Here is a 10672-nt window from a genome sequence, read left to right as displayed (position 1 = left end):
TATGAAAAATATTATAATAATATTCTTACTACTGATTTTAACTTCCTGCTCAAAAAATAAGGATTATAAAATTATTAATGGTTTTTTAGAAACTAATAACATCAAATTAAAAAACCTTTCTAGTGAACCTTATTATTTAGATAACTCTTTAAAACATTGGAAAGAAAAAGAATTTACTGATCTGCATTTTAACATTAAGAGAAATGAAAACTATACACTTGACACCTCTTTGATAAGAAATAAAATTTCAGATAATTCTAAATTTAAAACTAAAATATCTCGTCCATTAATATCTAATGATACAAAAAAAGCATTAATAGGTATAGAAGAAACTTGGGGGTTATATGAAAAAGTGACAATATATCTTTTAAAAAACAGTGAGAATGGTTGGACTTTGGAAACAAAAATCAATTCTACCACAACACTGTCTCATTAAAGTGATAATGTTTTAATAAAAAAGAGTAGCCAAAGAGGCTACTCTTTTCATTTATACATTCAAAATACAAACATCAATTTTTAAAAAAACTGAAATCTGCTCCATCCAAAAATCAATATTCTCCAAATCTCGAAACTAAAATCAATATCAGAATACCATCGAAGAAATAAATTGGAAAATATCATTAAAAACTAACTTTAGCTCAAACGATACTCAACCCCATCTACATCCATACAGTTCCACCTGATGACACGGAGTTTGTTTCTGGAGAAACCACAATCCCCTTAATCATACGATTAGAGGGTTATTTTTATATTGTTCATGATCTGTTATTTTAATCAAGGCCCGTAGCAGTCTTAAAGTTCGTTAATATAGAGCCTAACCAGCCAAATTCATCGTCTGTTTTTTGGAAAATAACTATCTTCGCCTACAAATCTAATTTGAAAATGAAGAAGATCATCTCCGGGGTATTTGTTTTCTGCTCTGTTGTTATACTGGCCCAGGAAGCCATACAGTTCCAGGAACTGCCATTCAAAGATATTATAGCAAAGGCAAAAAAAGAAAAGAAACTTGTTTTCATCGATGCCTATGCTTCCTGGTGCGGACCGTGCAAGATGATGGAGAAAAATGTATTTACCCAGAAGCCTGTCGGAGATTATTTCAACACCAATTTCGTCAATGCCCGATTCGATATGGAAAAAGGTGAAGGAAGGGAAATTGCCGCAAAATATGGTATACGCTCCTATCCTACTTATCTTTTCCTGAATGGTGAAGGTGAGCTTGTTTCTCAGAATTCCGGTTATATGGAGCAAAGCATGTTTGTGGCCATGGCTCAGGATATTAATTCTGCAGGCAATAAAAAAGGTTCTTTAAAAGAACGTTTTGCCAATGGAGAAAAGGATCCGGAATTCCTTATCAACATTATGAAACTGAACTCCTCTTCAGATTACGACTTTGCTAAAAAAGCTTCCGAACGATATTTTGAAAACAAAAAGAAAACAGAAGAAATTTCTAAAGAGGAAATAGGTTTCCTGTTATTTTTTGTAAAGTCAACGGAAGATAGCAACTACAGCACATTTACATCAAGAAAGGCTGAAATTATTAAATATCTGCCGGAAGAGACATACAATGAATTTGACAATCAGCTGAAGCTTTCAAAAATCGTAGAACAGTCTATTGATGATAAAAATAAAAGGATCAACGATGAGTATTTTATGAAAACAGCAGAACCGTTAGTAGGAAAACAGCTCGCGCAATCCAAACTGAATCAGACAAAGCTCAGCTATTATGAACAGAATGCCAATTTCCCGGAGTTCGAAAAAACAGCTCTGGAATATTATAAAAACTCCGATGCATTTGAGCCCAATGAACTGCTGAGAGCAGCCTGGATATTCAGTGATCACATCAAAAATCCAGCATCCCTGAAGAAAGCCTCGGAATGGGCAGAGAAATCCGTAATGCGTGGCGAAACATCAGAAAACACTTACATTCTTGCCAAGCTTTATTTTCTTACCGGAAATAAAGAAATGGCCAAAAGCTACGCAGAAATGTCTAAAAATATGGCCGTTCAGACCAATAAAGACTCCAAACTTGCTGAAGAATTATTGAAACAAATAAAATAAATGCTAAAACACAAATTTCTTACCACATCTATCACACTTTTGTCTGCAGCAATGCTGACAGCCCAGGAACAAGAACAGGAAAAAGGTCTATACATTAAAGGAAATGCACTTCTGGCTTCAATTGGACTTATAAATATCGGTCTTGAAAAGCAATTAACTCCAAAGATCACAATGCAGGGTGATGTACTGGTGTCTCCATGGAAGTCTTTTGCAGGACATGAATTTCAGTATTATTCTCTTTCCCTGGAGGGAAGATATTATTTCAATGAAGCATTCAGCCATTGGTATGTAGGAGCTAATATTGCCGCCTCAGCATTTGTACTTCAAAAATGGAACTATTGGAAAGATACACCATATATAAATGATAAAAATGAAGTATTCATATCATCAAATTTGTATCAAAAAGGAGTATCATTTATATTAGGTGTGACAGGAGGATATCAATTTAAGGTATCTGACCGCTGGAATATTGATGTATATGCAACGGTAGGTACATCACAGGACTTCTATAAAGGGTATGACCGCACCACCGGACAACGGTATGAATCAGCTAAAAAATTTAATAAAAGCGGAGAGATCCTTCCTTACAGAGGAGGTGTCATGATTTCTTATAAACTAAAATAACAGCATGAAACTGTTCGGAAAAAATCATATTATTATTTCAGTAATCACTTTTGTGATTCTTTTTTTAATGAATTACATCGGAAATGACCTGCCCGACAAACTGGAAAGAGCGTTGATGACAGCTTTTGCAGGGGTAATAGGTTTATCACTTGGCCTTTTCATTCTTAATAAAGGTAAGAACGATAAAAATCCTCCGCAGAATTTTGATTGATTCCACAGTGAAGGGTCAGTTGTGAATTTGGCTTCGCCAGTCAATTTTGAATTACATGTTGTAAAATTCACCGGAAAAGCCAAATTGACTATTATTTTTCAAAAAAATTAGTCCTGATACACAACATACTTAGTACGGATCTTTTCGAACTTTTCCAGGTCACTTTTCCATGAAGCTTTGATTTCCTGAATAGATTTTCCGGCTATGATCTGTTTTCTTAATTCATCCGTTCCGGCGAGCTTATCAAAGAACAAATTCTCCAGAAAGAAGCCTTGTGTTGTATTCTTATAGCCTTTATAAGATTTAATCAGCCACTCAAGATTCAATTGTCTGAGATCTTTCGGATAAGCTGAAAGATCTTCACCATAACAAAGCTTTCCGTTCAGAAAAGGATCTTTTGCTCCAAAATTAGGTTTTGGTGTAAACTGATAAGGAAATCCCTGCGTCCATGGAGAACCATAGATCTGGAATGGCAGATCTGTACCTCTTCCTACAGAAACCTGGGTTCCTTCAAAAAAACATAAGCTTGGATATAGATTGATCGATTTATCATTAGGCAGATTCGGGGAAGGTTTATCCAAAATCGGATAGCGCTGCTTTTTGTGGTAATTTTTCATAGGGATCAGGGTATATTTGGCCTGAACTCCATTTTTCAGCCACTTTTCTCCATTCACCATTTTCCCGTACTCTCCTATAGTTAATCCGTATACTACAGGAACTTCATGCATTCCTACAAAACTTGACCATTTCTTTTTTAAAACAGGCCCGTCTGTATAACCATCGTGTGGATTCGGGCGGTCCAGCACCATTATTTCTACATTATTTTCGGCTCCGGCTTCCATCAGGTAGGCTAAAGTTGAAATATAGGTATAAAACCTGACACCAACATCCTGAATATCAAAAACAACAATATCAATTCCTTTTAATTGCTCCGGCTTTGGCTTTTTGTTGTTTCCATATAAAGAAATAATCGGGATTCCTGTTTTGGTATCTACGCCGTTCTTTACTTTTTCGCCTGCGTCTGCATCTCCTCTGAAACCATGTTCAGGAGCAAAAATTGTTTTAATCCTGATATTGTTTTTTACCAGAAAATCCACCACATGGTTTTTATCACTCATCAGCCCCGTCTGGTTGGTTACCACTCCGATGGTTTTATTCTTCAGCAGCGGCAGATAAAGCTGAAACTGATCAGCACCGGTTTTGAAATCCGGCTGAACTTGAGCCTGAGAATAATATTGATTGAATACTCCTAAAAAAATTAGGCAAATAAGAAGTAAATTTTTAATTTTGAAATCTAAATTCATAAGCTTGAAATTTCCTTTATATTTCTCTAGAAAAATAGCGTTTTCCAAAGATAACAAAAATAACCTTTCAAGGGTTATCATCTTCATCGGCAGGCTTTCTGTAGCTTTGGGGATCATTGTTTCTTTGATTACCGTATCTACGGGCTTCGGTTCCAAGAAGGCCATCAAAGAGAGGCTGGCAGATTTCAGCGGACACATTACGGTACGGTCTACAAGATCCAATTCCTCTTACAATACGTCTGTTCTTGACAATCAGGGACTGAACATTCAGAAAATTAAAAACCTTCCGGATGTAGAAAGCGTTCAGAAATATTCAACAGTAACGGGAATTATGCGTAATGAGCATAATTTTTCAGGCATTATATTCAAGGGAGTCGGAAAGGATTTTGACAGTTTGAGATTCAAAAAATTTCTTGTTGCCGGTACCACTCCTAAAGTAACAGAAAAAGGCTTTAACAATGATGTGACCATCTCACAGAAGATTGCCAATGATCTTCATCTGAAGGTTAAAGACAGTATTGTTACCGTATTTTCAAAAGCAGACCAGAAGCCGATCTACCGTAAATTCAGAGTGATAGGAATTTATAAAACCGATATTAAAATGATTGATGAGCAGTTCGTTATCGGCGGCATCAACCATGTAAGAAAAATTCAGGAAATGAAGCTGGATGAGATTGGCGGGCTTGATATATTCTTTAAAAATGTGAATGACATCGACAAAGATTTTCCGGAAATTGAAAAACTGATCGGCTATAAAAACTATGCTGAAAAAGCAACGGAAAAATTCCCGCAGATTAATGACTGGATCAGTATTTTTGACACTAATATTGCTCTGATCATCATCATTATGCTGATTGTTGTTGTGATCAACATCATTATGGTTCTTTTGATTCTCATTATTGAAAGAACGAATTCTATCGGACTTCTGAAAACGCTGGGAGCAAGCAATTCACAGATACGGGCTACGTTCATTAATTATACACTGATCATCATGATCCCGGGACTTCTTTATGGTAATGCCATAGGTCTGGGCCTGATTCTGATTCAGAAATTCTTCGGTATCATTAAGCTTAATCCTGAGAACTATTATGTAAGTACGGTTCCGGTAGATCTCAATCCTGTAGCCATTATTTCTATTTCTTTAGGAATTCTGCTTATTTCAGGACTGGCTCTGATTGTTCCAAGCTACCTGATCAGTAAGATATCTCCTGTGAAGGCAATTAAATACAACTAACAATGTGAAATTGTGAAGGAGTCAATTGTCAATAATAAAAACAGTGATCAATTCTGTTTTAGTTTAAAAATTCACCATTCACCATTCACCATTCACTTTATACAATTATTAATGAACAGGATGCAATCAATCCAATTCAATGACCGTAAGTAAAAAATTCACATTAACTATTTACCATTCCCATTTATAAATCATAATCTTTAAATTATACAGCTAATTTTTAAAGCATTATCTTTGTACCGCTTATAAAACATTTATGAAATACGCAAAAAATATTCTTGAAACGATAGGGAATACTCCTCTTGTAAAACTTAATAAAGTATTGGGAGAGGACTTTCCTGCTTTAGTTTTAGCAAAAGTAGAGACATTCAATCCAGGGAATTCTGTAAAGGACAGAATGGCCCTCAAAATGATAGAAGATGCCGAAAAAGACGGCAGATTAAAACCCGGAGGGATCATTATTGAAGGGACCTCAGGAAATACAGGAATGGGACTGGCTCTTGCAGCCATCATCAAAGGCTACAAATGTATTTTTGTAACCAATTCCAAACAGTCAAAAGAGAAATGCGACATCCTTCGTGCTGTAGGAGCAGAAGTGATTGTATGCCCTACGGATGTGAAGCCTACAGATCCGCGTTCTTATTATTCAGTTTCCAAAAGACTGGCTAAAGAAACAGAAAACGGATGGTACGTGAATCAATACGATAATTTATCGAACAGAGCAGCTCATTACGAATCCACTGCTCCTGAAATCTGGGAACAGACAGATGGGAAGCTTACACATTTTGTAGCAGGTGCCGGAACAGGAGGTACTGTTACAGGTTGCGGAACATTTTTCAAAGAGAAAAATCCGAACATTAAAGTAATTGGTGTTGACACGTACGGTTCTATTTTGAAAGAATTCCACGAGACGGGTGAGCTTCATTATGATCATGCCTATACGTATATCACAGAAGGAATCGGGGAAGATATTATTCCTGAGAATTACGATATGTCTGTTATTGATCATTTTGAAAAAGTAACGGATAAGGACGGTGCTATTTATGCAAGAAAACTTGCCAAAGAAGAAGGTATTTTCTGCGGATATTCTGCAGGAAGTGCAATTGCTTCTCTGATCCAGATGAAAGACCAGTTCACGAAAGATGATGTAATTGTTGTTCTTCTTCACGACCACGGTTCAAGGTATGTAGGAAAAATCTACAATGACGAGTGGATGAAGGAAATGGGATGGTTGGATTAATCAAAAACGAATAAGGTATTTACCTTTTACATAAATAAAAAATCAGAGCGTTTTGCTCTGATTTTTTTATGGCTTGATGTTTTTCTTTATCGTCTGTTTTAAGATGCTGTAATCTCCCTTACTCATTGATTTTTCAGGAAACATATAATTGTATTTTCCTTCCAGGGCAATGAATGAATCATTGATATCATATACCTTGAAATCTTCCCATTTGCTGAGCTCTTCCTGATGATTAAGATTAACATTAAATATATCATCATTAAAACGGATCTCATAGATTTCAGAATCTTCCAGAGACTTTAAATATCTGTTAACATCTTTTTTCCACCGGGAAACCTTGTTGATGCTTAATGAAAGATAAACCGTACAAAGCAGGAATAAAAAGCTCACGAAATACAGAATCCCAAACTTTTCTTTGCTTAAATCATCTTTAAAACAAAATAAGATCAATAGAATTAATCCTATAACTGCCGTAGTAACCGTTTTTCCTTTGGTAGTCGGTGAAAAAAACAAACTTCCCTGGTTACCGGTGAAATAAATTTCCTCGAAATCCTTTCTGTTTACATTTAATTTAATGATTTTCTCTCCATTCATTCTCAGAAATATTTAGTTTGTTTTTAAAGATTACAAAACTAAATCAAATATCTTCATATTGGTTACTTATTGCAGAAAGTTTATTCATCAGATCACGGTTTTTTTTCTTTAAATCTTCCATTTTCCGAAGCATATGATGGATGACTTCCAAACCGGGAAGATTAATTTCCAGATCATAATGCCAGTTGGTAAACTTTTCAAAAACAGGCAGGTCTTCATAGAGCAGATACCGGACCTCATTTTCTGTTTCTACATGCAGTAAACCCTCGTCTACCAATTCATCAAAAAAAGTGATCTCTATATTGTATATTTTTACGAGTTCTTCCCGCGATATTCTTTCACTCATGACTTAGGAATTTTTAAGTTGTTCAAAAAGTTCTTTCTGCTTCTCCGTCAGATTGGTCGGCAGCTTCACCTCATACGTCACAAAAAGATCTCCGGCATGGCCTTCTTTCTTATACACCGGAAAGCCTTTCCCCTTCAGCCTTACTGTTGTTCCGTTCTGGGTTTCCGGTTTTACTTTAAGGTTAACGCTTCCGTCCAGTGTAGTCACTTTTATATCGCCACCTAAAACAGCAGTGTACAGATCTATAGAAACCTTAGTTTTCAGGTCATCTCCGATTCTTTCAAAATTAGGATCTACAGGAATATTAAAGGTAATATACAGATCTCCGTTTGGACCCCCGTTAAAACCAGGACTTCCATGTCCTTTCAGTTTGATCTGCTGTCCGTCATATACTCCGGCCGGAATTGTAATTCTTACTTTTTTACCGTTGATGTCAAAAGTTTGCGAATGGGTCTGGGCTGCGTCTTTTAAGCTTAAATTTAATTCAGCGTGAACATCCTGTCCCTTGAATTTTCCTGAGGAGCTTCCCCGTGAACTTCTTCCGAAACCTCCACCTGCACCGCCAAACATACTTTGGAAAAAATCTGAAAAATCTTCACCCTCACCAAAATCAGCACCGGAAAAACCGCCGCTGCCATAATTCTGCTGCTGATACTGTCTTTGCTGTTGCTGGGCTTTTTCGTATTCTTCACCATGTTTCCAGTTTTCCCCATACTTATCATATTTAGCACGGTTTTCAGGGTTACTCAGGACTTCATTGGCTTCATTCAATTCTTTGAATTTCTTCTCTGCTTCTTTATCACCCGGATTGAGATCAGGATGAAGCTTTCTCGCCAGTTTACGGTAAGCTTTTTTAATGTCATCCTGTGTTGCGCCTTTATCTACGCCTAAAATTTTATAGTAATCTATATAAGCCATAGAAACGATATTTACTCAAATTTATGAAATTTGACCCTGAAAATTATATAAGAGAATGTTAAAATAAACCTATCTTTGATAAAAAGCATTGAATGAAAGAGGTACTGAAAAACTACTCAGGAATTATACTTTTACTTTTAGGAATTGTTGCAGGAAGCATTATAGGCATTACTGCTCCAGGTGTAGTGGAATACATTAAGCCATTGGGGGATATTTTTCTGAACCTCCTTTTTGTGAGTGTGGTACCATTGGTATTTTTTGCCGTTTCCAATTCTATAGCTTCACTGGAACAGCAGTCTAAGTTTGGAAGGATCATTTTAGTGATGTCCTTTACTTTCTTGTTTTTTATTTTGACAGCAGCCATTTTTACAATCTGTGTAGTCTATGTATTTCCTGTTTCCGGTGTTTCCGGCAGTTCTGAACTCATTTCCGAAACCGTTAGTGAAGACAGTTGGGGGAACAGGATTGTAAGCTTTTTTACTGTTGGAGAATTTACGCAGCTTTTTTCAAGACAAAATATGCTGGCTCTTCTTATTTTTGCTTTCATGACCGGATTTGCTGCCCGTAAGGCCGGAGAAAAAGGACAGCCGTTCAGAGTTTTTATTGCTTCTGGATATGAGGTGATGAAAGAGCTTCTTTTATTGATCATGAAGCTGGCGCCTATCGGTCTTGGGGCTTATTTCGCCTATCAGGTAGCCACTCTGGGGCCTCAGCTTTTTGGATTTTACGCTAAGCCTTTAGGACTTTATTATATTGCAGGAATCGTTTATTTCTTTGTATTTTTTTCTCTGTATGCTTTTATGGCCAACGGACAAAAAGGAATCAAAAGCTTCTGGACGAATGCGCTCTACCCTACTCTCACTGCTCTGAGCACGTGCAGTAGCTTTGCCACTATGCCTGCCAATCTTCTGGCCGCATCAAAAATTGGCATTCCGGATTCTATTGCAAACCTTGTTATTCCTATTGGAACAACCCTGCATAAAAACGGATCTTCCATGTCTTCCATTATTAAGATATATGTTGCCTTTCTGATCATCGGAAAAGACTTTTTTGATCCGGCGAATTTATTGCTGGCTTTAGGAATCACCGTTTTTGTAAGCATTGTAGCAGGTGGAATTCCGAACGGCGGGTATATCGGTGAAATGCTGATGATTTCGGTTTATAAACTACCACAGGAAGCTATTCCTGCAGTGATGATTATCGGGACGCTGGTGGATCCTTTAGCTACGGTTCTTAATGCTGTGGGAGATATCGTGGCGGCAATGTTTGTGAACCGGTTTGTCAAGGTCTGATGGGATAAAGAGAAAAAGAATAAAGAATAAAGAACAAAGAGAAAAGAATAAAGAGCAGGTATAGTGTATATTTCTACGATTGGTTCAAATCTATGCTTATAATCCTCTTGATCTGCGATAGTTTGGATAATTATTTTCTGACTGATTAAGTTGACCGGATATGTTTTTTTCTAGCCGATTGTTTCAAAGATCGGTGTTGATGGTCGATATGTTATTCACTGCGTTTTACTGGCTCCAGATGTTTATATTCTTCTTTGGTGAAGAGTCTGTATTGGACTTTGAATGTCTTGCCTAAAGGAGTTTCCAGAGAAAAACCTCCTGGCCCGAAACCATCTGTAACATCCAGTGTGAAATGGGAATATTTCCAATACTCGAATAAATCGCGGTCTATCCAGAATTCATGCCCGTTGATGGTCCCTATCATAGCATCATTCATCCTCGGAAAAAATCCGCCTTTTTCAAAACATTGCGGCTGAGTGCCTTCGCAGCACCCTCCTGCCTGGTAAAACATCAGGGGGCCATATTTATCTTCCAGCTGATAGATAACATCGAGTGCTTTTTCCGTTGCTGATAATCTGGATATTGTCGTTTCCATTTTTCTTTTAATTAAACAGGTTTGTCTCTATTAAGGTACAAAGATTTAATAATGAACTCTTCTTCTTAATACATTTTTTAATAGCAAAGGCACAAAAGTTTTTTTATCTTCCTCTTGTTTTAAGGCGCAAAGATTTTATCTCCGATAAAATTGTATACAGCTGGCATTTTGAGAAATGAAGCAATTTCAAATCAAAAAAATATCCTTGTACATGGGTCTTCTTTTTATCCAAATCTCTGAGCTATTATGTCTTAAA

General features: G+C 36.7%; 12 protein-coding genes. 7 read left to right on the top strand and 5 right to left on the bottom strand.

Annotated elements, in window-relative coordinates:
• Position 1 precedes the first annotated feature (1 nt).
• The 4 genes from AC4IFE_RS01030 to AC4IFE_RS01015 all read left to right on the top strand — a co-directional run bounded on the left by AC4IFE_RS01030 (position 2) and on the right by AC4IFE_RS01015 (position 2893).
• A complete protein-coding gene (locus tag AC4IFE_RS01030) occupies positions 2-436 on the top strand; it encodes a hypothetical protein (RefSeq protein ID WP_490754186.1) in 435 nt (144 codons plus the stop codon).
• Between the two features lie 446 nt (positions 437-882).
• Positions 883-2058, top strand: coding sequence for a thioredoxin family protein (locus AC4IFE_RS01025; RefSeq protein WP_490754184.1), 1176 nt, complete (start codon positions 883-885; stop codon positions 2056-2058).
• A complete protein-coding gene (locus AC4IFE_RS01020; RefSeq protein WP_490754182.1) occupies positions 2059-2682 on the top strand; it encodes a DUF3575 domain-containing protein in 624 nt (207 codons plus the stop codon).
• A gap of 4 nt (positions 2683-2686) precedes the next feature.
• Positions 2687-2893 (top strand): hypothetical protein, encoded by a 207-nt coding sequence (locus AC4IFE_RS01015; protein WP_072921985.1) that lies wholly within the window; start codon positions 2687-2689, stop codon positions 2891-2893.
• Between the two features lie 107 nt (positions 2894-3000).
• On the opposite strand, the gene AC4IFE_RS01010 is transcribed toward AC4IFE_RS01015, so the two are convergent.
• Positions 3001-4197, bottom strand: a complete 1197-nt coding sequence (locus AC4IFE_RS01010) for an exo-beta-N-acetylmuramidase NamZ family protein (protein ID WP_490754180.1) — start codon at positions 4195-4197, stop codon at positions 3001-3003.
• Between the two features lie 4 nt (positions 4198-4201).
• Here AC4IFE_RS01010 and AC4IFE_RS01005 point away from each other — a divergent pair, with 4 nt between their 5' ends.
• Positions 4202-5431: an ABC transporter permease gene (locus tag AC4IFE_RS01005; RefSeq protein ID WP_490754179.1), complete on the top strand. Its 1230-nt coding sequence runs from the start codon at positions 4202-4204 to the stop codon at positions 5429-5431.
• Positions 5432-5687: 256 nt separating this feature from the next.
• The gene (locus tag AC4IFE_RS01000; RefSeq protein WP_490754177.1) at positions 5688-6671 is read left to right on the top strand and encodes a PLP-dependent cysteine synthase family protein; all 984 of its coding nucleotides are present in this window, start codon (positions 5688-5690) and stop codon (positions 6669-6671) included.
• A gap of 66 nt (positions 6672-6737) precedes the next feature.
• Here the strand turns inward: AC4IFE_RS01000 and AC4IFE_RS00995 are convergent, their stop codons facing one another.
• The 3 genes from AC4IFE_RS00995 to AC4IFE_RS00985 are packed head-to-tail and all read right to left on the bottom strand — an operon-like array spanning position 6738 to position 8529.
• Positions 6738-7265, bottom strand: coding sequence for a hypothetical protein (locus tag AC4IFE_RS00995; RefSeq protein ID WP_490754175.1), 528 nt, complete (start codon positions 7263-7265; stop codon positions 6738-6740).
• A gap of 43 nt (positions 7266-7308) precedes the next feature.
• A complete protein-coding gene (locus AC4IFE_RS00990) occupies positions 7309-7611 on the bottom strand; it encodes a chaperone modulator CbpM (protein WP_490754174.1) in 303 nt (100 codons plus the stop codon).
• 3 nt (positions 7612-7614) lie between these two features.
• Positions 7615-8529: a DnaJ C-terminal domain-containing protein gene (locus AC4IFE_RS00985; protein WP_490754172.1), complete on the bottom strand. Its 915-nt coding sequence runs from the start codon at positions 8527-8529 to the stop codon at positions 7615-7617.
• Positions 8530-8621: 92 nt separating this feature from the next.
• Between AC4IFE_RS00985 and AC4IFE_RS00980 the strand changes: the two genes are divergently transcribed.
• Positions 8622-9821 (top strand): dicarboxylate/amino acid:cation symporter, encoded by a 1200-nt coding sequence (locus tag AC4IFE_RS00980; protein ID WP_490754170.1) that lies wholly within the window; start codon positions 8622-8624, stop codon positions 9819-9821.
• A gap of 211 nt (positions 9822-10032) precedes the next feature.
• On the opposite strand, the gene AC4IFE_RS00975 is transcribed toward AC4IFE_RS00980, so the two are convergent.
• Positions 10033-10416, bottom strand: a complete 384-nt coding sequence (locus AC4IFE_RS00975; RefSeq protein WP_490754169.1) for a DUF779 domain-containing protein — start codon at positions 10414-10416, stop codon at positions 10033-10035.
• Positions 10417-10672: the final 256 nt, after the last annotated feature.

Source organism: Chryseobacterium sp. UF-81, assembly GCF_058245105.1.
The sequence above is the reverse complement of the archived record's forward strand: the minus strand, read 5'-3'. Positions and strand labels throughout refer to the sequence as shown.